Origin of the sequence: Amycolatopsis sp. cmx-11-12, from assembly GCF_046269425.1 — a bacterium.
Lineage (GTDB): Bacteria > Actinomycetota > Actinomycetes > Mycobacteriales > Pseudonocardiaceae > Amycolatopsis.
In genome coordinates this window covers 301,240-327,489 of the sequence record NZ_JADNQM010000008.1, presented here as the reverse complement: position 1 = coordinate 327,489, position 26,250 = coordinate 301,240, and the positions used below count along the sequence as shown (strand labels likewise).

The following is a 26,250-nucleotide window of genomic DNA, read 5'->3' as shown; positions in this document are numbered from 1 at the left end:
CTGCTCCCGCTTCCCCAGCGTCTCCTGGTTCCGCTGCCCTCAGCTATCACCGCTATGATGCGACATAACAATGGTGCAGGTCTTTCACCTCCACATTGATTGACAGCGCCTCGTGGCGCACGCCGGGATGGGTGCATTCCCGGTCCCGTGCCCTGATCAACCTGGCCAGCGACGCCGGTGACCGATACGTCCCGGCACCGGCCTCAAGAACCTGCCCGGTGGCGGGATCGGTGATCAACCGTGACCAGGTCGAGTCGGGGTCGGAGGCGATCTCGCGGACCAGCCAGTCCGGGACAGGCCCGTACCCGGCCAGGACCGCGGGATCCTCACGCACACCCACCAACGTCAGGAAGTCGACATACACGTGGATATGCGCCCGGGGCTTCCCGCGGCCATCCTCGGCCAGCAGCCGTTCGGCGAAGATATCGGCCCGGTGCTGATCGAGGGTGCGGGAGGTGTCTTTGGCCCGGCGGGCCTGGGCGGCGCGGCCGATCGAGGCATAGGCGGAACTGGCAACTTCGACCGGGAGATAGCCGGACAGAGTGGACATGGTCTCGTCCTCGTGCTTCAACGCGATGTGCTGCGAAGCGCGTTTCCTCACCGCCCGGTCCCGATAACCGGCGGGATCGAACTTCTGCACCGCGTAGTCCACCGAACCACGAATCGCCGAAGGATCACGCCCCGCCAGACGCCCCACCATCCACGCGTCCACGAGTGCGGCGACCTCGTCCGGCACCTCCCGCGTCAACCGGGTGACCTTCGACGCCTTGTACAAGTCGATATCGCCGCGTTCCAGCGCCGCCAACGTGTTCGGCAGACGCGCCACCAGCGCACACGAGGTTTCCACCAGCAGGAACGCCTGATTACGAGAGACCGAGAAGCGCAACGCGACCTCCTCGGTCACCGATCTTCGCGACCCACCGGCAGCACCGAACTCGGCCAACGCACGCACCTGACGCCCCTGCGCCCGACGAAGCAACACCTCCTCATCAAACGCGACATCAAGAACACGAGCAGCCTTCAGATCAAAAGCAAGAGAAGTGGCCATGACCAAGATCATACTCGAACAAGAGTTCGACCGCACGTAATCGGACTTCGACCGAGCAAGAAATATCCAGAGCGGTACGCATCTTGGCGATCCTCGGCTTCCGACGCCGACTCGACCCCACGCCCACCAGCCCCCAGGTAGGGCCAACCCCCGCACCGACCCACCTGCTCACCGCATTCACCCCCACGGCACGTCCGAACTAGACTCACAACGTGACCGCAAACCTCCGCACAGGCAGCGATTTCGCCCGCCTGTCCCGCCGCGTCAGCGAAGCGGGCCTCCTCGACCGCCGTCCCGGCTACTACGTCTTCCGCATCGGACTGGTCGCCACGCTCTTCGTCTCCGGCTGGGTCGCCTTCTTCGCGATCGGCGATTCCTGGTGGCAGCTGGGGATAGCCGTCTTCCAGGCGGTGATGTTCGGCCAGATCGCCTTGCTGTCGCACGATCTCGCGCACCGTCAGGTGTTCCGGACCCGGCGTCCGAGCGAGATCGCCGGTCGTATCGCGGGAAACCTCGGCGTCGGCATGAGCTACGGCTGGTGGATGGACAAGCACACCCGCCACCACGCGAACCCGAACCACGAGGACCTCGATCCCGACGTCGACCCGGACATCCTGGTGTGGTCGAAGGATCAGGCGCGGGCCAGCAAGGGGCTTCCGCGGTTCATCGGCCGCTACCAGGCGTTCCTGTTCTTCCCGCTGCTCACGCTCGAAGGCCTGAACCTGCACGTCTCCGGCATCCGCGCGGTCTCGAAGCCGGGCATCCGGCGACGCGGGATCGAGGCGGCCATGCTGCTGGCACATTTCGCGCTCTACTTCAGCGCCTTGCTCGTCGTCCTCTCCCCCGGCAAGGCGCTCGTCTTCTTCATCGTCCACAAAGCCCTGTGGGGTGTCTACATGGGATCGATCTTCGCCCCCAACCACAAGGGGATGCCGATCCTGTCCGGGGACACCGAACTCGACTTTCTCCGCAAGCAGGTGCTCACGTCGCGCAACGTCCGCGGCGGCAGGGTCGTCGACGTCGCGCTCGGCGGGCTCAACTACCAGATCGAGCACCATCTGTTCCCGAGTATGCCGTCGCCGCATCTTCGCCGCGCCCGGCCCATCGTCCAGGAGTACTGCGCCGAGCTCGGTGTTCCGTACCACGAGACGGGGCTCGCCGAGTCCTACAAGCTCGCGTTGCGCAGCCTGCACGAGGCGGGCGAGCCGATCAGAGCCAATCGTCCGGGCGCGGCCACGGCATGAGTGCCGCGAGTTCGTCCGTCACCGGTTCGGTCACCGTGTACCGCCCGCGGTGGAACAGCAGGGGCCGATCGTCGGAGGGTTCCCCGAGTGCGGTGACCCTGCCGACGACGACGTAATGGTCGCCCGCCTCGTGCACGGTCTCCAATGCACAATCGATCCACGTCAAAGCCCCTGCCAGCAAAGGGGATCCGGACGGGGCGGGGGTCCAGTCGAGCGAGGCGAACTTGTCCGCGCCGCGGGCGCCGAACACCGCGCTGACGTCCTGCTGGTCTTCGGCGAGCACGTTGACGGCGAACCGCCCGGATTCGGCGAGCACCGCCCAAGTGCGCGAAGTCTTGGCCGGGCAGAACAAGACCAGCGGCGGGTCGAGGGAAAGCGCCGCGAACGACTGGCAAGCGAACCCCACCGGCGCCCGGCCGTCGTGGCCGGTCACCACCGCGACGCCGGTGCAGAAGTGCCCGAGCACCGTACGGAAGCGTGCCGGATCGATGTCCGCCCCGATCTCCGTCATCCGGGTCACGACTGACCCGGCGGACGGGCGCCGACTGAAAAGTCGTGTCCCCACAAGGAAACCGCCGTACTCTCTCGGGCGATCCAGCTCTCGTCGTCCACTTGCCTTCCCTCGCAGCCGTATTCGACGTCGAAACCGCCGGGGGTCTTCATGTAGAACGAGAGCATCAGATCGTTGACGTGCCGCCCGAGGGTCGCCGACATCGGCACCTTCCGGCGGATGGCACGATCGAGGCAGAGGCCGACGTCGTCGGTGTTCTCCACTTCGACCATGAGGTGCACGATGCCACTCGGAGTCGGCATCGGGAGGAACGCGAGACTGTGGTGACGCGGGTTGCACCCGAAGAACCGCAGCCACGCCGGAGCCCCGTCCGCGGGCCTGCCGACCATCTGCGGCGGCAGCTTCATCGAATCCCGCAACCGGAAACCGAGGACGTCACGATAGAACCGCAAGGAGGCTTCATCGTCGTGAGTGGACAGTACGACGTGCCCGAGCCCCTGCTCCCCGGTCACGAACTTGTGGCCGTACGGGCTCATCACGCGCCGGTGCTGCAACGCGACACCGTGGAAGACTTCGAGCGTGTTGCCCGAAGGGTCCTCAAAGGACACCAGGCCGTCGACCCGCCGATCGGCCAGCTGGTCGGGCGTTCCTTCCTTGTACGGCACGGAATGCGCGTCGAGCGATGCGCGGATCTCGTCGAGTTCGCCGGCGTTGGCGACTTCCCAGCCCGCCACCGCGAGCCTGTCGTGCTCCCCGGGGAAGACCACCAGCCGCGCCGGGAAGTCGTCCATCCGCAGGTAGAGTGCTTCCGGATTGGTGCCGGAGCCCTCCACCATGCCGAGGACCTTCAGTCCGTATTCGCGCCACGCGGCCATGTCGGTCGCTTCGATGCGGAGGTAGGCGAGCGAACGGATACCCATCAGGAGGCTCCCAGGAAGTCGAGTGCCAGCCGGTTGAATTCGTCGAACTTCTCCAGTTGTGCCCAGTGTCCGCAACCGCCGAACACGTGCAGCTCGGCACGCGGGATCAGCTTGAGTGCGAGCAGGGCACCGTCGAGCGGGTTGACCCGGTCTTCCCGGCCCCAGATGAGCAGTACCCGCTGACGCAGGCGATGTGCCTCGCGCCACAGCATGCCCTCTTCATAGGTGTCCGGCTGGGCGAACGACTTGCCCATCGCCTTCATCGCGGCGAGGGACTCCGGCGCGCTCGCGGCGGCGAACCGCTCGTCGATCAGTTCGTCGGTGATCAAGGACTGGTCGTGCACCATGATCCGCAGGAAGGCTTCGAGCTTTTCCCGGCTCGGCCCCGGCGGGGCACTGAACCGGCCCAGGTTCTTGATGCCCTCGGTGGGATCGGGCGCGAACAGGTTCACGCTCAGCCCGCCCGGTCCCATCAGGACGAGACGGCCCGCGCGTTTCGGGTGGTTCAACGCGAGCCGCACGGACGTCCCGCCACCGAGCGAGTTGCCGACGAAGTGGGCACGTTCGATGCCGAGTTCGTCCATCAGTCCGACGACGGCGTCCGCGCTGTGCCGGAAGTACTGCGGATGCTCGGTCGGTTTGTCCGACCGGCCGAACCCCGGCTGGTCGATCGCCAGTGTGCGGTAGTTCTTCGCGAACACCGGCAGGTTACGGCCGAAGTTACTCCACGCCGACGCGCCGGGGCCACCACCGTGCAGCAGGATGACCGTCTCCGGATGCTCCCCGCCCGCCTCGTGGTAGTGGAGCTTGAGTCCGCCCTCTTGATGACCAGCGCGGACAGTGACGTATTTGCCTTCGGCCATCAGACCATCGCATTCTCGACGGGCAACCCGAAGGCGCCGGTTCCGAACATGACGTAGGCGCGCTCCGCGTCGTTCGCCGCGTGCACGCGGCCCGCGTGAGCGTCGCGCCAGAACCGCTGGATCGGCGTTCCGGCCTTCAGGGCACGGCCGCCGGAGTTCTCGAAAAGCCGGTCGATCGCGAAGATCGCGCGTTCCGTGCCACGGACCTGGTCGCGCCGGACCCGAAGCCGCGTGGGGAACGGGAGCTTCTCCCCCTGGCACGCCAACTGGTACAGCTCGTCGATGTTGTGCGTCAGCTGCAACCACGCCGCGTCGATCTCGCTGGCCGCCTCGGCGATGCGCACCTTGGCGAACGGGTCCTCTTTGGACTGCTCACCCGCGTACGCCGCGCGCACCCGCTTGCCCTGGTACTCGACGTGCGCGTCGTAGGCGCCTTGGGCCATCCCGATGATGGGCGCGGTGATCGTGCTCGGATGCACCGAACCGTACGGGAGTTTGTACAGCGGCCCCGGGTTGATCTCCTGGCCCGGCGTCTTGCACTTCGAAGTCGCGATGAAGCTGAGCGCGCGGTGCTTCGGGACGAAGACGTCGTTCACGATGATGTCGTTGGACCCGGTGCCACGCAGGCCCACGGTGTCCCAGACGTCTTCGATCGTGTAGTCGGTGATCGGCACCAGATAGGTGCAGAAGTCGACCGGTTTGCCGTCCTTGAACACCGGCCCGCCCAGCAGTACCCAGGTCGCGTGATCGCAGCCGGAGGAGAAACTCCAGCGCCCGCTGAGGCGGTATCCGCCGTCGACGACGTCCGCCTTGCCCATCGGCGCGTACGACGAGGAGATCCGGACGTCGGCGTCGTCACCCCAGACGTCCTGCTGCGCCTGCGCCTCGAACAGGCCGAGGTGCCACGGATGGACGCCGAGGATGGAGGCGACCCAGCCCGTGGACCCGCACGCGCTCGCGACGAGTTTGACCGCGGTGTAGAAACTCACCGGGTCGGCTTCGAGACCACCGAACGTCTTCGGCTGCAACAGCTTGAAGAACCCGGTCTCCTGCAGGGACTTGACGGACTCCTCGGGAACGCGCCGGGCGTCCTCCGCCTCCTGCGCCCGTTCCCGCAGGACCGGCAGCAGCTCCCGGATCCCCGCGATCACGTCCTGCGCGGCGTGCTCGCTCATATGCGTTCCCTCTCTCGCCGTACTCCGTGAACCGGATCCAAGACTAGAACACGTTCTCGTTTTTGTCGACAGAACGGTGCTCTCCAGCACAATGCAGTCCAGCACGCCGCCCGGAAAAGACACAGTCGGCCAGCGACAGGCCGCTCACATAGGACCTAGAACAGATTCCCACCGCGGTCCGCCCGGCCGCGTACAGCCCGCGAATCGGAGCACCCGCGGCGGACCGGACCGCACCGGTCTCTTCGTCGACGACCAGGCCGCCCAGCGTCAGCATCGGGCACGGATAGCCGACGTTGGGCCGGATCGAGACGTCGATCAGCGAGTACGGCGCCTGATCCAGCGGACGCGCGAACTCCGCGGGCTTACCCGTCGGGTCGGCGCCGGAGCGTGAAGCCTCGACGCTGGCGACAAGCCCGTCAGGATCGACACCGGCCTTGCGCGCGACGTCTTCGAGCGTCCCGGCGACGACCCGTTGCCGCAGCAGATAGCGCACCTGAAGTGCTTGGAACCATTGGCTTTGCTTCCGCGCGTCACGCCGCACGTCCCGCACGATGGCGTCGTCGACCAGCAGCCAGCCTCGTCCTTCGTGTTCGGTGATCATGCGTTCGCCGACGGCCGCGCCGTACCGGGATTCGTCGATGATCCGCCCACCCGCCTTGCCGACGAGCAGCCCGCCGAGGAACGCCGGCGGCGGGGTGATGAAGCGCCAGGCGGAGACCCGGCCCAGTTCCGCGGTGGCCCCGCCCGCCTCGACCCCCATCCGGATCCCGGACCCGTCGTCGGCCGAGGTCCCCAGCGCCAGGCCACCGCGATACGCGGGCGCGTGTTCGCGCACCATCTCGCGGTTCGCGATGAACCCGCCCGCGGCGAGGACGACCCCGCGCGTGGCGGAAATCCGCAGTTCACGGCCGTATCGACGCTCGATCCGCTCCACCCGCCGGTGCAGTGACTTGCGGAGCGACGGCACGTAGATCCCCGGTTTGGCGGCATACGCGGCCAGCTTCCGATGCGCGGCCCGCACGCGGGCGGGAGCGTCCCGCAGGGTGGACACGACGACGCCGGTCACGGTCCCGTCGGCGTCCACGATCAGATTCCGGGCGGCGGTCTGCGGCAGCACCTGGACACCGCGGCTCCGGACGGCCTCGGCCAGGCGTTTCATCAGCAGTTTCCCCGAGGTGCCCGGCCCTTTGACCCGGTGACCGCGCGGCGCCGGCTTGGCCGCGTCACGGAAGCCTCCCGCCGCCTCACTGCCCGAGTAGTACAAATAGTGCTTGTCGCTCGGGTAGGACGTCTTGTACGGGCACAGGCTCCCCTCGAACGGGACTCCGTTGCCCTCCAGCCAGGTCACCATCTCCGTACTACCCGCGCAGAACCGCCGCAGGGTCTCCTCGGAGACGACGTCGCCGACCTCGAGCCGCAAGTACTCGTACATCGCGTCGACGCTGTCGTCGACGCCCGCGTCCCGCTGCTGAGCCGTCCCGCCACCGGCGTAGACGACACCACCGCTGACAGCGCTCGCGCCACCGCCGGAAAACCGGTCCAGGATCAGCACGCGAGCGCCCGCGTCGGCGGCTTCGATCGCCGCACAGGCGCCCGCCGCGCCGAAGCCCACGATCACCACATCCGCGATGAGGGAGTCCATGACACCCACCCTAGAACTAGAACACGTTCTCGTCTATGGTGACTGGAGCAGCGCGGATGCTGCTACCTGCTTCCTACAACGTGTTTCAGGTGAGGGGCGTATGGAGTACGACGTGATCGTGGCGGGCAGTGGTGCCGCCGGGATGACCGCCGCACTGTCCGCAGCCCACCGGGGACTCGAGGTCCTGGTCGTGGAGAAGGCCGCCCACTTCGGCGGCTCCACCGCGCGCTCCGGTGGCGGTGTCTGGATCCCCGGCAATCACGCCCTGCGCGCGGCCGGGATCGAGGAACCCCCGGAGCGGGCTCGCGAATACCTCCAGTCGATCGTCGGGGACGTCGTCCCGGCCGAACTCCGGTCGGCTTTCCTCGACCGCGGCCCGGAAGTCCTCTCGTTCGTCTGCGACAAGACGCCGTTGCGCTTCCGCTGGGTCCGGGGTTACTCGGACTACCACCCGGAGGCCCCGGGCGGGCGCCCCGGCGGACGCTCGGTCGAACCGGCCGCCCTCGACGGCAACGTCCTCGGACCGGAGCTGGCGAATCTGGAGCCGCCCTACAGCGCTCCCCCGCTGGGCGTCCCGATCACCCAGGCGGACTACCGGTGGCTGAGCCTGCTTGCCCGGCATCCGCGCGGGATCCTCCGCGTTCTCGGTCTCGGCGGCCGCTGGCTGGTCGGCCGGATCCGCCGTCAGCGGCTTCTTTCCATGGGGCAAGCGCTTGCGGCCGGTCTGCGTGAGGGGCTGCGGAGGGCGAATGTCCCCGTCTGGCTGAACACGCCGCTGGTGGATCTCAAGGTCGAGGGCGATCGCGTGATCGGCGTCGTGGTCCGCCATGAGGGTGAGGAGAAGCTGATCCGCGCGCGGCTCGGCGTCGTCCTCGGCGCGGGCGGATTCGAACGCAACGAGGAGATGCGGGTCAAGTACCAGCGGGCGCCCATCGGCACCGACTGGACCGTCGGCGCCGAAGCCAACACCGGCGACGCCATCGACGCTGGGCTCAAACTCGGCGCGGCCACCGACCTGATGGACGACGCCTGGTGGGGTCCGTCCATCCCGCTGACCGGCGGCCCGTGGTTCGCGCTCGCCGAGCGGTCGCGGCCGGGCTGCGTGATGGTGAACGCGCGGGGCGAACGCTTCGTCAACGAATCGGCGCCCTATGTCGAGGCCGTGCACGCGATGTACGGCGAAGGTGACGGCCCCGGCGAGAACTTTCCGACCTGGCTGGTGTTCGACCAGCGCAACCGCAACCGGTACATGTTCACCGGCCTCGGCCCGCGCCAGCCGCTGCCCGGCCGCTGGTTCAAAGCGGGCATCGCGGTCAAAGCGAGCACGATCGCGAAACTCGCCGAGCGGATCGAGGTCCCGGCCGACACGCTGGAGGCCACCATCCAGCGGTTCAACGGGTTCGCGAAGAGCGGCGTGGACGAGGACTTCCACCGCGGGCGCAGCGCGTACGACCACTACTACGGCGACCCGCGGAACAAACCCAATCCGAGCCTGGGGCCGCTGGACGTCGCGCCGTACTACGCGGTGAAGATCGTGCCCGGCGACCTGGGCACCAAGGGCGGTTTGAGGACCGATCCGCACGCGCGCGTCCTGCGTGAGGACGGGTCGGTGATCGACGGACTTTACGCGGCGGGCAACACGAGCGCGGCGGTGATGGGCCGCACCTACGCCGGCCCCGGCGCGACGATCGGCCCGGCGATGGTGTTCGGCTATCTTGCGGCCGAGCACCTCGCGCAGCAAGATCACGGTCAACCGGGAGGCAGCCGATGACGACGGAATCCGTACGGCAGATCGACGCGGGCGCGCCCCCTTCGCGGTTCGCGCGCGGCTGGCACTGTCTCGGCTTGGCCGAGCCGTTCCGGGACGGGAAGCCGCACGCCATCACGGCGTTCGGGACGAAACTGGTGGTGTTCGCCGATTCGTCCGGCAAGCTGAACGTGCTCGACGGGTACTGCCGCCATATGGGCGGCGACCTCACCCAGGGCGAGGTCAAGGGCGACGAGATCGCCTGCCCGTTCCACGACTGGCGCTGGAACGGCAACGGCAAATGCGTCTCGATCCCCTACGCCAAAAGGGTTCCGCTGCGGGCGCGGACGAAGACGTGGCAGGTGCTGGAGGAGAACAAGCAACTGTTCGTCTGGCACGACCCGGAGGGCAACCCGCCGCCCGAGGACGTCGTCATCCCGCGGATCGAGGGCGTGTTCAACGGCGAGTGGAGCAACTGGACCTGGGACTCGGTGCTGATCGAGGGCTCCAACTGCCGCGAGATCATCGACAACATGGTCGACATGGCGCACTTCTTCTACATCCACTACGCCTTCCCGACCTACTTCAAGAACGTGTTCGAGGGGCATGTCGCCACCCAGTACCTGAACACGAAAGGCCGCCCGGACAAGGGAATGGCGTCCAACTACGGCGGCGAGGAGAACCTGCTGCGGTCGGAGGCGTCGTACTTCGGGCCGTCCTACATGATCAACAAGCTGCTCAACACGTACCAGGGTTTCGAGATCGAGAACGTGCTGATCAACTGCCACTACCCGGTCACCGAGAACTCGTTCGTGCTGCAATGGGGCGTGAGCGTGAAGAAGTTCGAGGGCGTCTCGGACGAGCACGCGGACAAGATCGCCGGGAAATTCGCCAAGGGCATCGGCGTCGGCTTCCTCCAGGACGTGGAGATCTGGCGCAACAAGACGCGGATCGACAACCCGTTGCTGTGCGAGGAGGACGGGCCGGTCTACCAGCTGCGCCGCTGGTACGACCAGTTCTATGTGGACGCCGCCGACGTCACCGAGGACATGACACAGCGCTTCGAGTTCGAAGTGGACACCAGCCGCGCCAACGAGGTCTGGGCGGCGGAGGTGGCCGAGAACCTGGCGCGGCGGCAGTCGGAAGAGGCCGGGGTGTGAAGCCCGAGACCGTCGAGTTCCTCACCGCCGGGCTCCAGCCGTTGAGCTGCCGCTCGTGCGGGACCTGTGTGCTGGTCAAGAAGAACAGCGTGCAGCACACCAGTATCCAGTGGGCGAGTGACGCGTCGCGGAGCTGTCCGGTGTTCGCGGAACAGAAGGCGTCGGGAGCGCAGACGGCGTTGCTCGACACCTGCGGCAACCTCAGCGAGAGCATCGACGCCGCGGTGAAGGACGGCCTGCTGGAGGTGCCCGAATGAGCGGTCCCGTCACCGTGACCGTGGCCGAGGTGATCACCGAGACGGCCGACGCGTCGTCGATCGTGTTCGAGATCCCGGCCGAGCACGTCTCCGTTTTCGCTTACACACCAGGGCAGTTCCTCACCGTGCGCGTGCCGAGCGACCGGACCGGGTCGGTGGCCCGCTGCTACTCGCTCTCCAGCGCGCCGCACGAGAACCGGGTCCAGGTCACCGTCAAACGCACCGCGGACGGCTACGGGTCGAACTGGCTCTGCGACAACCTCCAGGCAGGCCAAGAGGTCCAGGTCCTGCCGCCCGCCGGGGTGTTCAGCCCCGCGTCGCTCGACGAGGACTTCCTGCTGCTCGCGGGCGGAAGCGGGATCACGCCGGTGATGTCGATCCTGAAGTCGGCGCTGGAGCAGGGCACCGGCAAGGTCGTGCTGCTCTACGCGAACCGCGACGAGCGATCGGTGATCTTCGCGCGGGAGCTGGCGGACCTCGCCGCCCGGTACGAGGACCGGCTGGTCGTCGTGCACTGGCTGGAAAGCCTGCAAGGGCTGCCGACGGAGGCGCACCTTCGCGCCTTGGTGGCGCCGTACACCGCGCACGAGGCGTTCATCTGCGGTCCCGGGCCGTTCATGGACGCGGCGCGCACGGTGCTCAAGGATCTCGGACTGCCGCGCAAACGGATCCATCTGGAGCGGTTCCTGTCCCTCGGCGGGAATCCGTTCGAGGTGGCCGAACCCGTCGTCGTCGACGAGGCCGAGACTCCGGCGGGAGTCGAAGTCACCCTCGACGGCGAGACCAGGAAGCTCGAATGGCCGCGCCGGACGAAACTGCTGGACCTGTTGCTGGAAAAGGGTTTCGACGCGCCGTACTCCTGCCGTGAGGGCCAGTGCAGCGCGTGCGCTTGCCGGATCACCTCCGGCGAGGTGAAGATGCTGAACAACGAGGTCCTCGACGGCGACGACATCGCCGAAGGCATCGTGCTGGCATGCCAGTCCTTGCCGCTGACCGACGAGGTCACCGTCACCTACGAGTAGGAGTTCTTCGTGCCCATTGACCCCGCAGTCGCGATCGGCGCCGACCTCGGCGAGGTGAGTTTCGCCTGGACCGCGTCCGACGTGCAGCTCTACCACCTGGCGCTGGGCGCGGGCGCGGATCCGATGAGCCCGCGGGAACTGCGTTACACCTACGAGGACGGCCTCCAGGTGCTGCCGACGTTCGCCACCGTGGCGGCGAACCTGCGGGTGTTCGAGCCGCCCGCGGTCTCGTTCCCCGGCGTCGAGGTCGACCTCGGGAAGGTGCTGCACGGCAAGCAGGAGGTGATCGCGCACCGGCCGATCCCGGCGTCGGGCAAGGCGGTGGCCAGGACGCGGATCGTCGACGTCTTCGACAAGGGCAAGGCGGCGGTGATCGTGAACGAGACGGTCGCCACCGACTCCGACGGGACTCCACTGTGGACATTGCGGTCGAGCATCTTCGCCCGTGGCGAAGGAGGTTTCGGCGGCGAGCGCGGACCGTCCGATCGCGTCGAACTCCCGTCTCGGGGGCCGGACGTGGTCATCGACACCCCGACGCTGGCGCAGCAGGCCCTGCTCTACCGGCTCTGCGGCGACCGCAACCCCCTGCACGCCGATCCCGCGTTCGCCGCGGCGGCCGGATTCGACAAGCCGATCCTGCACGGCCTGTGCACCTACGGCGTCATCGCGAAGGCCGTCACGGACGAACTGCTCGAAGGGGACACCTCCCGCGTCGCGTCGTTCTCGGCGAAGTTCGCCGGCGTCGTCTTCCCCGGCGAACCGCTGCGGACCCGCGTCTGGCGCGAGCCCGCCGGGCTGATGATCACGACCACGGCACCGGATCGGGACGAGGCCCCCGTGCTTTCCGACACTTTCTTGACCACGACAGACTGAATCCTCATACCCGCTGGTAAGGGCTCTGGTTAGACTCGGCGAGGTGCGCCCCTTGATCAGCGACCCGTATGCCGAACTCGGCCGGGACTACGCGCGATCGAGACGTCCGGATCCCCGGATCGCGGCCACCGTGACCGCCGCTCTCGGCGACGCGCGCTCGGTGGTCAACGTCGGCGCCGGAGCCGGTTCCTACGAGCCGGAAGATCGCAGTGTGGTCGCGGTCGAACCCTCGCGGCGGATGATCGGGCAGCGCCCGGCCGCCGCCGCCCCCGCCGTCCAGGCGTGCGCGGAAGGGCTGCCCTTCCCCGACAGAGCCTTCGACGTCGGCCTGGCGGTTCTCACCGTGCACCACTGGACGGATGTGACCGCCGGACTGGCCGAATTGCGGCGGGTGTCCCGTCGCCAGGTGATCGTGACCTGGGACCAGGCGGTGTTCGCGCGGTTCTGGCTGGTGCGGGACTACCTGCCGGAGATCGCCGAGCACGAGAGCAGGCTGGCCTGCCTGGACCGGGTCGTCGAGGAGCTGAGCGCGGCTGGCGAGACACCTTCGGTGGCTCCGCTGCCGGTGCCCTCGGACTGCGTCGACGGGTTCCTCGGCGCGTATTGGCGCAGGCCGGAGGCCTACTTGTCCGAGCGTGTGCGCGCGGGGATGTCCGGTGTCGCGCTGCTGGACCAGAACGTCGTCGCGGCGGCGGTCGAGCGGCTGCGCGCCGACCTCGCCGACGGGCACTGGCACCGGCATCACGTCGGCCTGCTGGGGCGGACCGAGCTGGACCTCGGATACCGGCTCGTCACCACGTGATCGGGAGCCAGCTGGCGGAGCTGAGATGTCCCGTGGCAAAGGACACCACGCATGAACCCGCCCCGGCCGAAGGCCCCGCTATCGCGGTGGCAGGGCGCCCCGTACGCCCATCGCGACGTAGATGACCAGGCAGCGTCCTGCCGACGTCGATCGCGGACGCGGGTTCATCCAGGTGATTCAGTACACAGTGGACTCTTAGGACGGCTCTCGCCGCGTGGACGGCGGTCGACCCCGGGCCCGGGTCGTGGTTTCATGGCTTTCGTGACAGCAGGGGACGGGGGCGGCATGACGGCGGAGTACTTCGTGGTCCGTGGCCAGGTGGAGAAGGGCGATCAGCGGGGACGGGAACTGGGGTTCCCGACCGCCAACATCGCGCTGCGCGACCAAGACGGCCAGGTCGGCGACGGAGTGTGGGCGGGCTGGGCCGAACGCGCGGACGGGACGCGGATCGCGGCGGCGGTCTCGGTCGGCAGGCGGCCGACGTACTACGGCGCGGACGGCTACCGGCTCGTCGAGGCGCATCTGCTCGATTTCAGCGGTGACCTCTACGGCGAGGTGCTGACCGTGTGGCTGGGCCACCACCTGCGCGAGCAGGAGGCGTACCCGTCGTCGGAAGCGCTGATCGTCGCGCTGAACAAGGACATCGCGAACGCCGCCAAATGGGCCGCGGACAACCCCGCGGAGGATCTGCCGGACGCGGGTGACGCCGGGGACGGCGTCGTCCGGCGGATCGGCGTCTGACGCGTCGCAATTAGTCACCTACTTGCGCTGCCGATAGGCGCAAGTAGGTGACTAATTGCGGACTAGAGGGCCGCACCCAGCAGCATGTAGCCCATCCCCAGTCCCATGATCACGCGGCACACCCACCGCGACACCTGACCGGAGTCGCCGGTGCCCCGTGCCGCCAGCACCCCGGCGCGCACCGCGTCCACCGCGAAATACGCGGCCACGACACCGAAAACCAGCGACAACCACAGTGCCGAAGCGGCGCCGGGGCCGGACATCACCAGCCACGGCCCGTGGGAGACGTCGCTGTGCGGCATGAAGGTCACCATGAACAGCATCGCCGCGGCGGAGACGGCGTGGTGCCCGCACGCGGCGTGCCCGGACCGCCGCCCCTTCCACCACGAGACCGCGAACCAGCCCGCGGTCAGCGCCAGCACCGCCTGCCAGCCCGCCGCGGGGATCGGGCCGCCCACCGGGGACAGCATCGCGACCATGGCGACGACGAGCAGCAGTTCGGCCAGATCACCGTTGCGGACCGCCGTGCCCAGTCGTCCGTAGTCCAACCGGACGAGTCTGAGCACGCAGGGCAGGACCAGCGCGGCGAACACCGCGGTCAGGGTCCACGCGACGACGATTGGTCCAGACATGGCACCTCCCAGCCGGTATTCCTCTCACCGTGGCAGGTACCGCTCTAGTACACCATCGGGCAATGAGGTGATCTCAGCCCGCGGTCAGGACCAGTCCGCTCGTAGGTACGCCGGTACCGGCGGTCACGAGCACGCGTGAGGCCCCGTCGACCTGGTTGACGGCGTCGCCCCGCACCTGCCGGACCCCTTCGGCGATCCCGTTCATCCCGTGGATGTAGGCCTCTCCCAGCTGTCCGCCGTGTGGGTTGAGCGGCAGCTTCCCGTCGAGTTCCAGTGCACCGCCGCCGATGAAGTCCTTGGCCTCCCCCTTGCCGCAGAAGCCGAGTTCTTCCAGCTGCATCAGGACATAAGGAGTGAAGTGGTCGTACAACACGGCGAGATCCATGTCGCCGGGACCGAGACCGGACTGCTCCCACAGCTGCCGTCCGACGACGCCCATCTCGGGCAACGCCGGGAGGTCGTCACGGTAGTAGCTGGTCATCACGTACTGGTCCGGACCACTTCCCTGCGCGGCCGCCGCGATCACGGCGGGCCGGTGCGGCAGATCGCGCGCGCGCTCGGCGCTGGTGACCACGAGCGCGACACCGCCGTCACTCTCCTGGCAGCAGTCGAGCAGGTGCAACGGTTCGGCGACCCAGCGGGACGCCTGGTGGTCTTCGAGCGTGATCGGCTTGCCGTGGAACCAGGCCTTCGGATTCGTCGCCGCGCGAGCGCGGTCGATGACGGCGATCCTGCCGAAGTCCTCGCTGGTCGCGCCGTACTCGTGCATGTAGCGGCGGGCGAGCATGGCGACGGTCGCGGCCGGCGTCGCGATCCCCATCGGGTAGTGGAACGCGTTGTCGACGCCGGACGAGTTCACCTGCCCCGCCGCGGTCGACGAGACCTGGCCGAACCGCATCCCCGACCGTTCGTTGAAGGCCCGGTACGCGACGACGACGTCCGCGACGCCGGTCGCGACGGCCATCGCGGCCTGCTGCACGGTTGCGGCCGCCGCCCCGCCGCCGTAGTGGATCCGGCTGAAGAACTTGAGCTCGGGGATGCCGAGTTCCCGCGCGACGGCGATCTCGCTGTTGCCGTCCATGGTGAACGAGACCAGTCCGTCCACATCGGACGCTTTGAGGCCCGCGTCGGCCAAAGCCGCTGAAACCGCTTCGGCCGCCAATCGCAGCTCGCTGCGCCCGGAATCCTTGGAGAACTCCGTCGCGCCGATACCGGCGATCGCGGCCCGCCCGGACAAGGTCATCACTCGCCTCCCAGCGTGAGCTCCACGGTCCCGGTCACGTGCTCGCCGAGACTGTCCACACCGGACACCGCGATCACCACGTCGTCACCGGTCCGTTCCGTGACCCGCCCGGTGAAGGTCAGGGTGTCGTAGGCGTAACAGGGCACGCCGAGCCGGATCTTGATCGACCGCACGAACGCCTCCGGTCCCGCCCAATCGGTCACGAACCGCTGCACCAGGCCGGTGTCGGTGAGGATGTTGAGGAAGATGTCCTTCGACCCGCGCTGGACGGCGGCGTCGCGGTCGTGGTGGACGTCCTGGAAATCCCTGGTCGCCACGGCCGTGCTCACCACGAACGTCGGCGTGGCCTCGATGGCCAGCGGCGGCAACTCGGTGCCGACCGAACAGTCCTTCATCGCGCGACCCTCCATGCGGGCAACGTCAGTTCCTCGTCGATCTTCACGAACGTGGCCTCCACCGGGAGTCCGATGTGGACGGTCTCGGGGTCGGCGTCGAGCAGTTCGCCCATCACCCGGACGCCTTCCCCCAGTTCGACGAGCGCCACCACGAACGGCAGGTCCTTGCCCGGAACCTTCGGATGGTGGTGCACCACGTAGCTGTAAACCGTGCCGCGCCCGGACGCGACGACGTAGTCCGGCTTCGCGTCGAGGTCACCGTCCGGTGGCATCGGGCCGGGCGGATGCCGCAGGATTTCGCCCCACCGCTGGATCCGCAGTTCCCCTTCGCGCAGGCCTGCCCAGAAGAACTCGGTGTCCTTGCTGATCACCGGCCGCAGCACCGGAGCGGCCGCCTTAGCCGGTTCGGCGTCCAGCGGGCGGAACTTCAGCACCCGGAACACCATGTCCGCGACGGCCTCGTCGCCGACGTACCACGTGGTCTTCGTCGTCACGAACCAGCCTTCGCCGAGCGCGGTGCGTTTCGGCCCGACGACGCTCTCGAGTTTCGCGGTCGCCGAGACGTGTTCGCCGTGCCGCAGATAGCGGTGGTAGTTCTGCTCGGAGTTGGTGGCGACGACCGAGGTGAACCCGGCTTCGTCGAGTACCTCCATCATCGCGCCGAGCGGGTCGTCCGACGCACGGGTCCCGTGCAGTCCGCCCATCGTCCATACCTGCGCCATCGCGGGCGGTGCGACGAGTCCCTTGTGGACACTCTTCGCGGCGAATTCTTCGTCGACGTACACGGGATTGCGGTCACCGATGGCCTCGACCCAGTTGTTCACCATCGCCTGGTTGACCGCGTCGCGGGCGGCCCTCGGCGCGGATTCCCCTTGTGCGGCGATGTGGGCGGCCGCTTCCTGGATGCTCATCGCGGCACCCTCGGCAAGCCGAGACCGGCGGTGGCGATCAGTTCACGCTGGATCTCGTTGACGCCGCCGCCGAAGGTCAGCACCAGGTTGCGTTTGGCCACCACGTCCAGCCAGCGGGCCAGTTCCGCGGTTTCGGTGTCGGCCTGATCGCCGTGTCGTGCCACGAGCTCCTCCAGTCTCCTGGCCAGCCGCTGGATGCGTTCGGAACCGAAGATCTTGGTGGCGGAAGCGTCGGCCACCGCCACCGGTCCGGTCGCCGACGACGCCGCGACCTGCCAGTTCAGCAGTTCGTTGACCCGGGCGGTCGCGAGCACTTCCGCGAGCACGGCGCGCACGTCGGGCAGATGCAGCAAGGGGGTTCCGTCGGGGGTCTTCCTGGACGCCGCCCAGTCACGGACGCGGTCGTGGAGCCCGCCGATGCGCCCGGCCGGGCCGAGCATGACGCGTTCGTGGTTGAGCTGGGTGGTGATCAGCCGCCAGCCCTCGTTCTCCTTGCCCACCAGCATGTCCGCCGGAACCCGGACGTCCGAGTAGTAGGTGGCGTTCACGTGATGCGCGCCGTCGCAGGTGATGATCGGCGTCCACGAATAGCCCGGATCCCGGGTGTCCATGATGAGGATCGAGATCCCCTTGTGCTTCGGCGCGTCCGGCGCGGTCCGCACGGCGAGCCAGAGGAAGTCGGCGTCGTGCCCGCCGGTGGTGAAGGTCTTCTGGCCGTTGACGACGTATTCGTCGCCCTCACGCACGGCCGTCGTCCGCAGCGACGCGAGGTCCGTGCCCGCGTCCGGTTCGGTGTACCCGATGGCGAAATGCACCTCGCCCGCGAGGATTTTAGGCAGGAACAAGGCCTTCTGCGCCTCGGTGCCGAACGCCTGCAACGTCGGCCCGACGGTCTGCAACGTCACCGACGGCAGCTGGACGTCGGCGCGGGCGGCCTCGTCGACGAAGAGGTGCTGCTCGATCTCGCCGAAACCCCGGCCGCCGTACTGTTCCGGCCAGCCGACGCCGAGCCAGCCGTCGCGGCCCATCCGCCGCACGATCTCGCGGTACACCGGGCCGTGCCGCTCGCGCAGCATCGCGTGCCGCTCCTCGGCACTCACCAGGCCGGCGAAGTACTTTCGCAGTTCCGAGCGCAGTTGGTGTTGCGCCGCGGTCAGTTCGATCAGCATCGGTTCACCCCACCGCCAGTTCGCCCAGTTCGGCCAGCCGATGCGAGGCGCCGCCGAGCGTCCGTCCGAGATCCTTGACCGCCGACGAGAATCGGTGCAGTGGATACGTTTCGTCCACGCCGACCCCGCCGTGCAGGTGGTGGCAGACGGCCAGCGCCTCGGGCGCCTCCTCCGCCAGCCAGTACGCCGCGATGTCGAGCTCCGCTTCGGCGTCGAGCCCCGCCGCGAGCCGCCAGACCGCCGACCGCGCGGCCAGCTGGACGGTTCTCGAAGCCACATAGACGTCCGCGATCTGCTGGGCCACCGCCTGGAACGCCGCCAGCGGGCGCCCGAACTGCTCGCGTTCGCCGACGTGCTTGGTGGTCAGCGCGAGCGCGCCCGCGAGCAGCCCGTCGCCGAACGCCACCGTGCCCGCGAGCGCGAACCGGTGGAGGGTGGCGATCGATTCGCCGGGGCCGTGCCCATTGAGGAGATCGGCGTCGGTGACGGTCACGGAGTCCAGCGTCATCGTGTAATCCGGGGTGCCGGATGAGGTCCTCGTCGGCGTCAGCGTCACGCCGTCCGCGCGCGGGTCGACCAGGAAGACGCCGGTGCCGCCGGGCAACGAGACGGGCGTCAGGATCCGGGTCGCCTCCGCCGCGAACGGCACACCGACCTTGACCCCGCTCAGCCGCCAGTCCCCCGCCGACTCCGCCACGGTCGCGGGCCGGGTGGTGAACGGCGCGGAAGGTTCGTGCAGCGCGGCCGTGAGCACCGATTCGCCCGCCGCGACCGGCGGCAGGAGGGCGGCCAGCTGATCCGGCCCGCCCAGCGCCCCGACCGGCAGGACGCCGAAGGCCAGCGACGCCAGCGCGGGCACCGGCGAGGCGACGCGACCGAGTTCGGTCAGGACCAACGCGACTTCGGCCACGCCGAGGCCGTCACCGCCGAGTTCGGCGGGCAGCGCCAGCGCGAGCAGACCGGAATCGGCGAGCGCGCGCCAGGTGTCGGCGGGTTCACGCTCCTTGCCGAGCACGCGCGCGGTCAGCGCGGTGACCTCGGTCTGCGTCTCGTCGAACTGGAAGTCCACACTGGCTCCTCACCGGGGCGAACGGGCACAATACTGAAACCTGTTCTAGTCTTAACCGGAAGAAGGCCGGACGGCAACCCCTCGCTAAGGAGCGGCCTTGAGGAGTTCCTGGAGAGCATCGGGGAAGTGGTCGGCGAGCGGCCACAGGTCACCGGTGAGTTCGCGGGCGCCGAGCAGGCCCACGTCGACCCGGCCCGCGTTGGACAGCACGGTCACGTTGAGCCCGGCGCCGTGGAAAACCGGACCGAGCGGGTAGAGCCCGGTGATCTCGCAGCCCAGCAGGTACAACGGCATCGGCGGACCGGGCACATTGGACACCACCAGGTTGTGCACCACCGGATGCCGTTCGGCGAGGCGCAGCGCCGAATACGCGCGCACCGCGAGGCCGAACATGGTCGCCGCCGAGAACTGGGCCCAGTCTCCGAGCATGTCGGCGTCGATGTCGTGGTGGTGGTCCTTGGACAGCCGGTTCGACTCCGCCAGCATGAACACGCGCGCGGCGGGATCCTCCAGATGGGTGGGCAGTGCCGCGAAGAACGCCGAGACCTTGTTGCTGCCGTGGTCGCGTTCGGTCCGTTCGTGTACCGACACCGGCACGGTCGCCACCAGTGGGTCGTCCGGCAGCTCACCCCGGTTGCGCAGGAACTGCCGCAGAGCCCCGGAAACGACGGCGAGGACGACGTCGTTCACGGTCACCCCGAAGGCGTTCTTCACCTGCTTGACCTCGTCGAGGTCGAGCGAGGCATAGGCGACGCTGCGGTGCGCGGTGATCGTCCCGTTGAACGAGGTGCGCGGCGCGGTGAACGGAACCGGCATCCCCTTGCCCTGCAACGCTTTCCCGAGCCATTTCGGAACGAGTTCGAGCAGATCCGGCAGCAGCTTCACCAGCTCGACCGGGCCTTTCACGAACGACGTCAGTCCGGCGCCGAGCAACGCCCGCCTGCCCGGTACGTCCGCGTTGCGGCGTTCGTCCCGCGCGATCTCCGGCGGCGGGGCATCCGGTTCGAGACCGGCGAGAGCAGTGATCAGGCTCGCGCCGCTCACACCGTCCACACTGGCGTGGTGCATCTTGAGCAGGACGGCGATCCCGCCGTCTGCCAGGCCTTCGATGACGTGCAACTGCCACAGCGGCTGCGCGCGGTCCAGCCGTTGTCCCGCGATGTGGGCGCAGAGTTCGGCTAGTTCCCGCCGGTCCCCCGGCGCGGGTACGCCGATCCGGTGAACGTGGGCTTCGAGGTCGAAGTCCTCGTCCTCGACCCAGACGGGGTGGGTCAGATTCCAGAGTGGATTGTGCAGCTTGCGCCGGAATGCCGGGATCAGTGCCACCCGTTCGGCCAGTTTCTCTTTGAAGCGCTCGAAATCGTAGCCGCCGGGCATGGTCGAACCGTCGAGAGTGAGCAGCCCGCACACGTGCAGGACCTGGGTGGGTGTCTCCAAGTAGAGGAAACTCGCGTCCAGACCACTCAATCTCTGCATAAGAGTCACCCTAGGCGAACTCTGCAACCGGTTCTAGGCCGTCACCCGGCGGTAGGATCGGTGCCCATGCAGCCGAGTTTCGTCCTCCGCCAGGCACTCCAGCTCGCGCTCACCGCGAACGCGTTGAAGCCGCCGAGAGGCGCGCGGACAGCGGTTCCGGCGTTCTTCGCGGGCTGGCTCACCGGGGAACTCGCCCCACACCTGCTCGCCCTCACCGCGGCCGACGCGGCGGCGCACGTCGCCCGGCACCGGGGCGGATCGAGCAAGGCCGGTCTGGCCCTCGCGGCCGCGTCCGCGGCCGGGCTCGGCACGCTGATCGCCCAGTCCCAGCGAGCGCGCGACGAGATCGAGACCGCGCTCACCGAAGGCATCGGCAAGGCCTACACCGACGAACTCGAGCACCCGCCGAGCCCGACCGACCTCGCGACGCCGTGGGGCCAACTGGCCATGCCGTTCCGCATGCGCGACCCGGAGGTCCGGCGGACGCGCGACATCGCCTACGCCCCCGGCGGGAAGCGGTTCCTGCTCGACGTCTACGCGCCGCGCGAGAAGGTCACCGGCGCGCCGATCCTGCTGCAGGTGCACGGCGGCGCGTGGGTGATCGGCAACAAGGACCAGCAGGGCCTTCCGCTGATGCTGCACATGGCCAAACGCGGCTGGCTCTGCGTCGCGATCAACTACCCGCTCTCCCCCGCCGCCCGGTGGCCAGCGCACATCATCGCGGCGAAACGCGCGCTGGCATGGATCCGGGACAACGCCGAGTCCTACGGTGGCGACCCCTCGTTCGTCGCGGTGACCGGGGGTTCCGCGGGCGGGCATCTCGCGGCGCTGCTGGCACTGACCGCGAACGACCCGGCGTTGCAGCCCGGTTTCACCGAGGCCGACACCAGCATCCAGGCGTGCGCCCCGCACTACGGCGTGTACGACTTCGCCGCGACCAGCGGTCGGCGCTCCAGCCAGACCAGGCTGAAGACGCTGATCGCCCGGCACGTCTTCGAGGCGGACAAGGACCCGGTGAACTTCCTCGACGACTACATCGCGGCGTCACCACTGGACCGGATCACCGAGGACGCGCCGCCGTTCTTCGTCATCCACGGCGTCCACGACTTGCTGGTACCGGTGGGCGAGGCCCGCGAATTCGTGCGGCGCCTGCGGGAGAAGTCCCAGCGTGAAGTCGCCTACGCGGAGATCTCCGGCGCGCAGCACGCCTTCGACGTCTTCCCCTCGATCCGCAGCGCGCATGTGGTCCGCGGGGTGGAACGGTTCCTGGAATGGGCGTATCGCAGCTCCCTCCGCCGACGTCAGGGTGGGTAGATCACGTCCGTCGGCCGGGTGGACGGCGGGCCGTCGACCCGCCAGCCCTCGCCGTCGCGCACGAAGCGGTACCAGCGTTCGTCACGGCCGTAGCGCAGTTGCAGGTCGCCCTGGGTGATCCGGTTCCGCCAGGTCTTCGGCGCTCCCGGCAGCCCTGATTCGGCCAGGTCCGCCCTGGCCTGCGCGAGCGGCGCCTGCCCCGGCCGCCACACCTCCCGGACCACCGCCATCCCGCCCCGGCCCGCCTCACGCCAGGCCTGGGCCCAGACGGCGAGGTCCCGCACCGGCACTCCCGCCGCCTCGGCGAGTTCGGTGACCAGGTCCGGATCACCCGTCGCCGCCCGGCGGGCGAGGTCTTCCTCGAACGACAGCTCCGGTTCGCGTCCGGGCCCCATGACCAGCAGTTCCCAGGCCCGCGCGGCGGCGTCGGCGGCGAGTTCCGCGAACGTGTCGCTGCTCCAGCCCGTGCGGTGCGGCGGATCGAGGTCGAGGACCGCGGGTGGCCCGACCGTGCCCGGGACCGCCAGTCGCGGCGGCAGCGCCGCGATCCGCCGGGTGTAGGCGCGTTTCGGGTCGACGCCGGGTGCGGCGGGGGCACGCACCCGCTTGCCGGACTCGGGCGCGGGTGCCCGGCGGGACCGCAGTTCCGCGAGGACGGCCTCCCTCGGCCTGCCGCGCAGCAGGAACAGCACGAACGGATCGACGTCGACCTCGTCCGCGACCAGGTAGTACACCGCGGCGACATGTTTGCACGGGTTCGCGCTGTCGGGACAAGAGCACTTCGGGCGCAGATCGCCTGGGCCGGGGAGCAGGTCCGCACCGGCGGCCCGTGCGTCCTCGGCCAGCTCGCCGGGCAATTCGCCGTCGAGGAGGGCGGCGACGTGCCCGAGCCGCGAGCCGACCATGCCGAGCAGGCTCTCCCACTGCTCCTCGGTGAACGCCCGCATGTGGATGGTCACCCGGTACGGCACGGCCCGGCTGCCCTGCACCCGGGCCCGCACCTCACCCGTGCCGGCCGTCAGCTCGCTGACCACGCCCTTGCGCGCGTACGTGCGGCCGCGTGGCAGCCGGTTCGGGTCGAGCTTGGCGCGGTCTTCCAGTGCCTCGACCCACGCCTTGCCCCACCACGTGTTGCCGAAGGTGCGCCGTTTCCGCCCGGTCACGCTGGGCATCAGGTGTCGCCGAGCCGGACGAGGTCGGCGAGTTCGTCGTCGGACAGTTCGGTGATCCAGTTCTCGCCCGCGCCGATGACCGCGTCGGCAAGGCCGCGTTTGGTCTCCAGGACCGTGGCGATGCGCTCTTCCAGGGTGCCTTCGGCGATCAGCCGGTGCACCTGGACCGGCCTGTCCTGCCCGATCCGGTACGCGCGGTCGGTGGCCTGGTCCTCGACCGCCGGGTTCCACCAGCGGTCGTAGTGGATCACGTGGGTGGCCTTCGTCAGGTTGAGTCCGACGCCGCCCGCCTTGAGCGACAGCAGGAACACCGGCACCTCGCCCGCCTGGAACCGGGCGACCATGTCCTCGCGGGCCTTGGGTGTGCTCGACCCGGACAGCAGCATCGTCGGCAGTCCGCGTTCGGCAAGGCGTTTCTCCAGCAGGCGGCACAGCTGGACGTACTGGCTGAACACGAGCACGCTGTCACCCTCGTCGAGGATGACGTCGAGCAATTCCTCGAAGGCGGCGAGCTTGCCGGAACGGCCGTGCAGCACGCCGGGTTCCTTGAGGTACTGCGCCGGATGGTTGCAGATCTGCTTGAGTTCGGTGAGCAGTTTGAGTACCTGCCCGGCCCTCGCCATCCCGTCGAGTTCGCGGATCATCGCGAGGTTCTCCCGGACGACGGCCTCGTACAGCGTCGTCTGCTCGGCGGTGAGCGGGACGAACCGGTCGGTCTCGGTCTTGCGCGGGAGTTCGGGGGCGATGTCCGGGTCGGTCTTCTTGCGGCGCAACAGGAACGGCCTCACGGTCGCGGCCAGCCGTTCGGTCGCGGCGGTGTCGCGGTTCCGTTCGATCGGGCGGGCGACCTTGCGCCGGAACCCGTCGAGTGAGCCGAGCAGCCCCGGGGTCGTCCAGTCCACAATGGACCAGAGTTCGGTGAGCCGGTTCTCCATCGGTGTCCCGGTCAGCGCGACCTTCGCTGCCGCCGGGATCTTCCGCAGTTCCTTGGCGGTGACCGAAAGTGGGTTCTTGACGTGCTGCGCCTCGTCGGCGGCGATCATCCCCCAGTCCACTTCGGACAGTGTCTCGCGATCCCGGCGAAGGACGCCGTACGTGGCGAGCACGACCTCGTCCGGCGCGACCTCGTCGAGATGCCGCCCGCCGCCGTGGAACCGGCGCACCGGGACGTCCGGCGCGAATCGGGCGAATTCACGTTCCCAGTTGCCCAGCAACGACGTCGGGCACAGGACGAGCGTGGGACCTTCCTTGAGCGGGCGACGATGCAGGTGCAGGGAGATGAGCTGGATCGTCTTGCCAAGCCCCATGTCGTCGGCCAGGCAGGCGCCGAGACCGAGCCCGGTCATCGTCGCGAGCCACGCCAGGCCCGCCTTCTGGTACGGCCGCAGGGTGGCCCGCAGTTCGGCGGGCTGCTCGATCGGCTCCGCGGCGCTATCACGGATCCGCTGGAGCAGCCCCGTCAAGGCCGACGGCGCGGTGAACTCGACCTTCTCGCCGTCCAGCTCCAGTTCGCCGGTGAGCGCCGCGGCCAGCGCTTCGGCCCCGGACAGTTTCTTCGCGCGGTGAGCGCGCACCTTCGCGATCAGGCGCGCGTCGACCTTGACCCACTTGCCGCGCAGCCGCACCAGCGGCCGTTTCGCCTCGGCGAGCGCGGTGACCTCGGCGTCGGTGAGTTCCTCGTCGCCGACGCTCAGCCGCCAGCGGAACTGCAACAGGCTCTTGAGCGTGAACTCGGGCCCGGTGACACTGCCGGGAGCCTGCGTCGCGCTCGCCTTCGCCTTGAGTTCGCTCGCGAACAGATCCTTCGGCCACTGCACCTCGATACCGGCGCCACCCAGCGCCGCGTCACCGTGGGTCAGCAGGTCGACGACCTCGTCGTACTCCAGCGCCAGTTCGGTCGGCGCGGCCGACCGCAGCATGCGGCCGAGCGGCGACCACGCCCTGGCGCCTCGCCGCAGCCCGAGCAGCAACTGCGTCTCTACCTGCTCGCCCATGCGCTCCAGCACCGCTTCGGGCGCTTCCCACAACGTCGCCGCCTCGACGATCAGGCTCGGGTCGGCGGCGCTCCGCACGGCGAGGACAGCGGCGAAAGTGGCCTCTTCTTCAGGATCCTCAGGTTCGTACACCTCCATGCGCAGGACGAGATGCGCGTCCTGCGCCTGCCTGGCGCTCAACTCCGCGAGCCACGCGGCACCGTCCGGCCCGACCAGCGTCGGCTCGGCCGCCGCGAACGCCGGACCGCCCGCCGTGACACTCGCGGCGGGCGTGCGGACCAGCACGTCCGCCGTCGCGTCCCAGAGCGCGCGGATCAACGACTCCGGCGAATGCAACCGGATCCGTTTCAGCCCTGACAACGGCAACGCGTGCGCCTCGGGCGGCAGCGCGGCGGCGAGCCCGCGCAGCATCTCCTCGTCAGCGACGTCGAGCGGGCCGACCCGCCACGAATCCACCCCACCGGGTGAGGCCGCGGGCAACAGCCTGCCGCGGGCGATGAGGTTCACCCCGGCCTCGGCGGCGGCCGACCACGCGGCGATGGCCGGGCTCAGGTCGCCCTCGGCGGTCAGCAGCCGCGGAATCGCGCGTGACAAGGGAACGAGTGCCGCGTCGACCTTCGTGCGCCGGAAGACCTTTCCCACCGGCAGCACGAGTTCGATCGCGGTGTCACCCGCTACGCCGTCTCCCCAGAGCGCCAGCACGCCCTCCCGAGGGGGATCCGAGGGGACGAAGGTGGCTTGGGTTCCTGTGCCGAACTCCACGACCGGCACGCTAGAGCACGGGACCGACAGGCAGCGGGCGGGACGTGTTATGAACGGTCCGTTCATAACAGGATTTGTTATGAACGGACCGTTCATAACACTCCGCGG

The 26,250-nt window shown here is 68.9% G+C and carries 23 protein-coding genes and 1 pseudogene; 9 read left to right on the top strand and 15 right to left on the bottom strand.

Annotated features, from left to right (window positions below):
- Positions 1 to 121: 121 nt before the first annotated feature.
- A pseudogene (locus ACLARN_RS14495) lies at positions 122 to 952 on the bottom strand (DUF222 domain-containing protein); the annotation flags it as partial.
- A gap of 308 nt (positions 953 to 1,260) precedes the next feature.
- Between ACLARN_RS14495 and ACLARN_RS14490 the strand changes: the two are divergent.
- The gene (locus tag ACLARN_RS14490; protein ID WP_409491885.1) at positions 1,261 to 2,292 is read left to right on the top strand and encodes a fatty acid desaturase family protein; all 1,032 of its coding nucleotides are present in this window, start codon (positions 1,261 to 1,263) and stop codon (positions 2,290 to 2,292) included.
- Here ACLARN_RS14490 and hsaB read toward each other — a convergent pair.
- Genes hsaB through ACLARN_RS14465 form a run of 5 tightly spaced genes read right to left on the bottom strand, consistent with a single transcriptional unit; the run spans position 2,258 to position 7,403 of the window.
- Positions 2,258 to 2,803 (bottom strand): 3-hydroxy-9,10-secoandrosta-1,3,5(10)-triene-9,17-dione monooxygenase reductase subunit, encoded by a 546-nt coding sequence (gene hsaB, locus ACLARN_RS14485; RefSeq protein WP_409491884.1) that lies wholly within the window; start codon positions 2,801 to 2,803, stop codon positions 2,258 to 2,260. The genes ACLARN_RS14490 and hsaB overlap by 35 nt on opposite strands.
- 5 nt (positions 2,804 to 2,808) lie before the next feature.
- Positions 2,809 to 3,723, bottom strand: coding sequence for an iron-dependent extradiol dioxygenase HsaC (gene hsaC / locus ACLARN_RS14480; protein WP_409491883.1), 915 nt, complete (start codon positions 3,721 to 3,723; stop codon positions 2,809 to 2,811).
- Positions 3,723 to 4,586, bottom strand: a complete 864-nt coding sequence (gene hsaD, locus ACLARN_RS14475; protein WP_409491882.1) for a 4,5:9,10-diseco-3-hydroxy-5,9,17-trioxoandrosta-1(10),2-diene-4-oate hydrolase — start codon at positions 4,584 to 4,586, stop codon at positions 3,723 to 3,725. Before hsaD ends, hsaC begins: the two co-directional genes overlap by 1 nt.
- Entirely contained in the window at positions 4,586 to 5,761 is a 1,176-nt protein-coding gene (hsaA, locus tag ACLARN_RS14470; RefSeq protein WP_409491881.1) for a 3-hydroxy-9,10-secoandrosta-1,3,5(10)-triene-9,17-dione monooxygenase oxygenase subunit, read from the bottom strand. Before hsaA ends, hsaD begins: the two co-directional genes overlap by 1 nt.
- A 43-nt stretch (positions 5,762 to 5,804) precedes the next feature.
- The gene (locus ACLARN_RS14465) at positions 5,805 to 7,403 is read right to left on the bottom strand and encodes an FAD-binding protein (RefSeq protein WP_409491880.1); all 1,599 of its coding nucleotides are present in this window, start codon (positions 7,401 to 7,403) and stop codon (positions 5,805 to 5,807) included.
- A 100-nt stretch (positions 7,404 to 7,503) separates the two neighbouring features.
- Between ACLARN_RS14465 and kstD the strand changes: the two genes are divergently transcribed.
- The 7 genes from kstD (at position 7,504) to ACLARN_RS14430 (ending at position 14,005) form a co-directional block, all read left to right on the top strand.
- Positions 7,504 to 9,174 (top strand): 3-oxosteroid 1-dehydrogenase, encoded by a 1,671-nt coding sequence (kstD, locus tag ACLARN_RS14460; protein ID WP_409491879.1) that lies wholly within the window; start codon positions 7,504 to 7,506, stop codon positions 9,172 to 9,174.
- Positions 9,171 to 10,310, top strand: coding sequence for a Rieske 2Fe-2S domain-containing protein (locus tag ACLARN_RS14455; protein ID WP_409491878.1), 1,140 nt, complete (start codon positions 9,171 to 9,173; stop codon positions 10,308 to 10,310). The genes kstD and ACLARN_RS14455 overlap by 4 nt, the downstream gene beginning before the upstream one ends.
- Positions 10,307 to 10,567 carry a hypothetical protein gene (locus tag ACLARN_RS14450; protein ID WP_409491877.1) on the top strand — a complete coding sequence of 87 codons (261 nt, stop codon included), beginning with the start codon at positions 10,307 to 10,309 and terminating at the stop codon, positions 10,565 to 10,567. The genes ACLARN_RS14455 and ACLARN_RS14450 overlap by 4 nt, the downstream gene beginning before the upstream one ends.
- Positions 10,564 to 11,589: a 2Fe-2S iron-sulfur cluster-binding protein gene (locus tag ACLARN_RS14445; protein WP_409491876.1), complete on the top strand. Its 1,026-nt coding sequence runs from the start codon at positions 10,564 to 10,566 to the stop codon at positions 11,587 to 11,589. The genes ACLARN_RS14450 and ACLARN_RS14445 overlap by 4 nt, the downstream gene beginning before the upstream one ends.
- 9 nt (positions 11,590 to 11,598) lie before the next feature.
- Complete coding sequence (locus ACLARN_RS14440; RefSeq protein WP_409491875.1) at positions 11,599 to 12,462, top strand: MaoC/PaaZ C-terminal domain-containing protein; 864 nt, start codon at positions 11,599 to 11,601, stop codon at positions 12,460 to 12,462.
- Positions 12,463 to 12,514: 52 nt separating this feature from the next.
- Positions 12,515 to 13,264 (top strand): class I SAM-dependent methyltransferase, encoded by a 750-nt coding sequence (locus tag ACLARN_RS14435; protein ID WP_409491897.1) that lies wholly within the window; start codon positions 12,515 to 12,517, stop codon positions 13,262 to 13,264.
- Positions 13,265 to 13,549: 285 nt separating this feature from the next.
- Entirely contained in the window at positions 13,550 to 14,005 is a 456-nt protein-coding gene (locus ACLARN_RS14430) for a riboflavin kinase (protein WP_409491896.1), read from the top strand.
- Positions 14,006 to 14,067: 62 nt separating this feature from the next.
- On the opposite strand, the gene ACLARN_RS14425 is transcribed toward ACLARN_RS14430, so the two are convergent.
- From ACLARN_RS14425 to ACLARN_RS14395, 7 genes are all read right to left on the bottom strand, one after another.
- A complete protein-coding gene (locus ACLARN_RS14425; RefSeq protein ID WP_409491874.1) occupies positions 14,068 to 14,637 on the bottom strand; it encodes a DUF5134 domain-containing protein in 570 nt (189 codons plus the stop codon).
- A gap of 73 nt (positions 14,638 to 14,710) precedes the next feature.
- Complete coding sequence (locus tag ACLARN_RS14420) at positions 14,711 to 15,880, bottom strand: lipid-transfer protein (protein ID WP_409491873.1); 1,170 nt, start codon at positions 15,878 to 15,880, stop codon at positions 14,711 to 14,713.
- Positions 15,880 to 16,275: a MaoC family dehydratase gene (locus tag ACLARN_RS14415; RefSeq protein ID WP_409491872.1), complete on the bottom strand. Its 396-nt coding sequence runs from the start codon at positions 16,273 to 16,275 to the stop codon at positions 15,880 to 15,882. Before ACLARN_RS14415 ends, ACLARN_RS14420 begins: the two co-directional genes overlap by 1 nt.
- Positions 16,272 to 17,186: a bifunctional MaoC family dehydratase N-terminal/OB-fold nucleic acid binding domain-containing protein gene (locus ACLARN_RS14410; protein ID WP_409491871.1), complete on the bottom strand. Its 915-nt coding sequence runs from the start codon at positions 17,184 to 17,186 to the stop codon at positions 16,272 to 16,274. The genes ACLARN_RS14415 and ACLARN_RS14410 overlap by 4 nt, the downstream gene beginning before the upstream one ends.
- The gene (locus ACLARN_RS14405) at positions 17,183 to 18,355 is read right to left on the bottom strand and encodes an acyl-CoA dehydrogenase family protein (RefSeq protein WP_409491870.1); all 1,173 of its coding nucleotides are present in this window, start codon (positions 18,353 to 18,355) and stop codon (positions 17,183 to 17,185) included. Before ACLARN_RS14405 ends, ACLARN_RS14410 begins: the two co-directional genes overlap by 4 nt.
- A gap of 4 nt (positions 18,356 to 18,359) precedes the next feature.
- On the bottom strand, positions 18,360 to 19,424 hold the full coding sequence (locus ACLARN_RS14400) for an acyl-CoA dehydrogenase family protein (protein WP_409491869.1): 1,065 nt from the start codon (positions 19,422 to 19,424) through the stop codon (positions 18,360 to 18,362).
- 84 nt (positions 19,425 to 19,508) lie between these two features.
- Positions 19,509 to 20,900, bottom strand: coding sequence for a WS/DGAT/MGAT family O-acyltransferase (locus tag ACLARN_RS14395; RefSeq protein ID WP_409491868.1), 1,392 nt, complete (start codon positions 20,898 to 20,900; stop codon positions 19,509 to 19,511).
- A 66-nt stretch (positions 20,901 to 20,966) separates the two neighbouring features.
- Between ACLARN_RS14395 and ACLARN_RS14390 the strand changes: the two genes are divergently transcribed.
- Positions 20,967 to 22,214, top strand: coding sequence for an alpha/beta hydrolase (locus ACLARN_RS14390; protein WP_409491867.1), 1,248 nt, complete (start codon positions 20,967 to 20,969; stop codon positions 22,212 to 22,214).
- On the opposite strand, the gene ACLARN_RS14385 is transcribed toward ACLARN_RS14390, so the two are convergent.
- Together ACLARN_RS14385 and ACLARN_RS14380 are read right to left on the bottom strand one after the other, a co-directional pair.
- The gene (locus ACLARN_RS14385) at positions 22,202 to 23,386 is read right to left on the bottom strand and encodes an SWIM zinc finger family protein (protein ID WP_409491866.1); all 1,185 of its coding nucleotides are present in this window, start codon (positions 23,384 to 23,386) and stop codon (positions 22,202 to 22,204) included. The genes ACLARN_RS14390 and ACLARN_RS14385 overlap by 13 nt on opposite strands.
- Positions 23,386 to 26,151, bottom strand: a complete 2,766-nt coding sequence (locus ACLARN_RS14380) for a DEAD/DEAH box helicase (RefSeq protein ID WP_409491865.1) — start codon at positions 26,149 to 26,151, stop codon at positions 23,386 to 23,388. Before ACLARN_RS14380 ends, ACLARN_RS14385 begins: the two co-directional genes overlap by 1 nt.
- Positions 26,152 to 26,250: the final 99 nt, after the last annotated feature.

What these genes read in the sequence shown, in the direction of transcription:
- ACLARN_RS14455 (WP_409491878.1), top strand. Translation starts at nt 9,171, where the DNA reads ATGACGACGGAATCCGTACGGCAGATCGACGCGGGCGCGCCCCCTTCG.
- ACLARN_RS14395 (WP_409491868.1), bottom strand. Translation starts at nt 20,900, where the DNA reads ATGCAGAGATTGAGTGGTCTGGACGCGAGTTTCCTCTACTTGGAGACA.
- ACLARN_RS14430 (WP_409491896.1), top strand. Translation starts at nt 13,550, where the DNA reads ATGACGGCGGAGTACTTCGTGGTCCGTGGCCAGGTGGAGAAGGGCGAT.
- hsaB (WP_409491884.1), bottom strand. Translation starts at nt 2,803, where the DNA reads ATGACGGAGATCGGGGCGGACATCGATCCGGCACGCTTCCGTACGGTG.
- ACLARN_RS14415 (WP_409491872.1), bottom strand. Translation starts at nt 16,275, where the DNA reads ATGAAGGACTGTTCGGTCGGCACCGAGTTGCCGCCGCTGGCCATCGAG.
- ACLARN_RS14465 (WP_409491880.1), bottom strand. Translation starts at nt 7,403, where the DNA reads ATGGACTCCCTCATCGCGGATGTGGTGATCGTGGGCTTCGGCGCGGCG.
- ACLARN_RS14390 (WP_409491867.1), top strand. Translation starts at nt 20,967, where the DNA reads ATGCAGCCGAGTTTCGTCCTCCGCCAGGCACTCCAGCTCGCGCTCACC.
- kstD (WP_409491879.1), top strand. Translation starts at nt 7,504, where the DNA reads ATGGAGTACGACGTGATCGTGGCGGGCAGTGGTGCCGCCGGGATGACC.
- hsaD (WP_409491882.1), bottom strand. Translation starts at nt 4,586, where the DNA reads ATGGCCGAAGGCAAATACGTCACTGTCCGCGCTGGTCATCAAGAGGGC.
- hsaC (WP_409491883.1), bottom strand. Translation starts at nt 3,723, where the DNA reads ATGGGTATCCGTTCGCTCGCCTACCTCCGCATCGAAGCGACCGACATG.
- ACLARN_RS14385 (WP_409491866.1), bottom strand. Translation starts at nt 23,386, where the DNA reads ATGCCCAGCGTGACCGGGCGGAAACGGCGCACCTTCGGCAACACGTGG.
- ACLARN_RS14425 (WP_409491874.1), bottom strand. Translation starts at nt 14,637, where the DNA reads ATGTCTGGACCAATCGTCGTCGCGTGGACCCTGACCGCGGTGTTCGCC.
- ACLARN_RS14405 (WP_409491870.1), bottom strand. Translation starts at nt 18,355, where the DNA reads ATGCTGATCGAACTGACCGCGGCGCAACACCAACTGCGCTCGGAACTG.
- ACLARN_RS14420 (WP_409491873.1), bottom strand. Translation starts at nt 15,880, where the DNA reads ATGACCTTGTCCGGGCGGGCCGCGATCGCCGGTATCGGCGCGACGGAG.
- ACLARN_RS14445 (WP_409491876.1), top strand. Translation starts at nt 10,564, where the DNA reads ATGAGCGGTCCCGTCACCGTGACCGTGGCCGAGGTGATCACCGAGACG.
- ACLARN_RS14410 (WP_409491871.1), bottom strand. Translation starts at nt 17,186, where the DNA reads ATGAGCATCCAGGAAGCGGCCGCCCACATCGCCGCACAAGGGGAATCC.
- hsaA (WP_409491881.1), bottom strand. Translation starts at nt 5,761, where the DNA reads ATGAGCGAGCACGCCGCGCAGGACGTGATCGCGGGGATCCGGGAGCTG.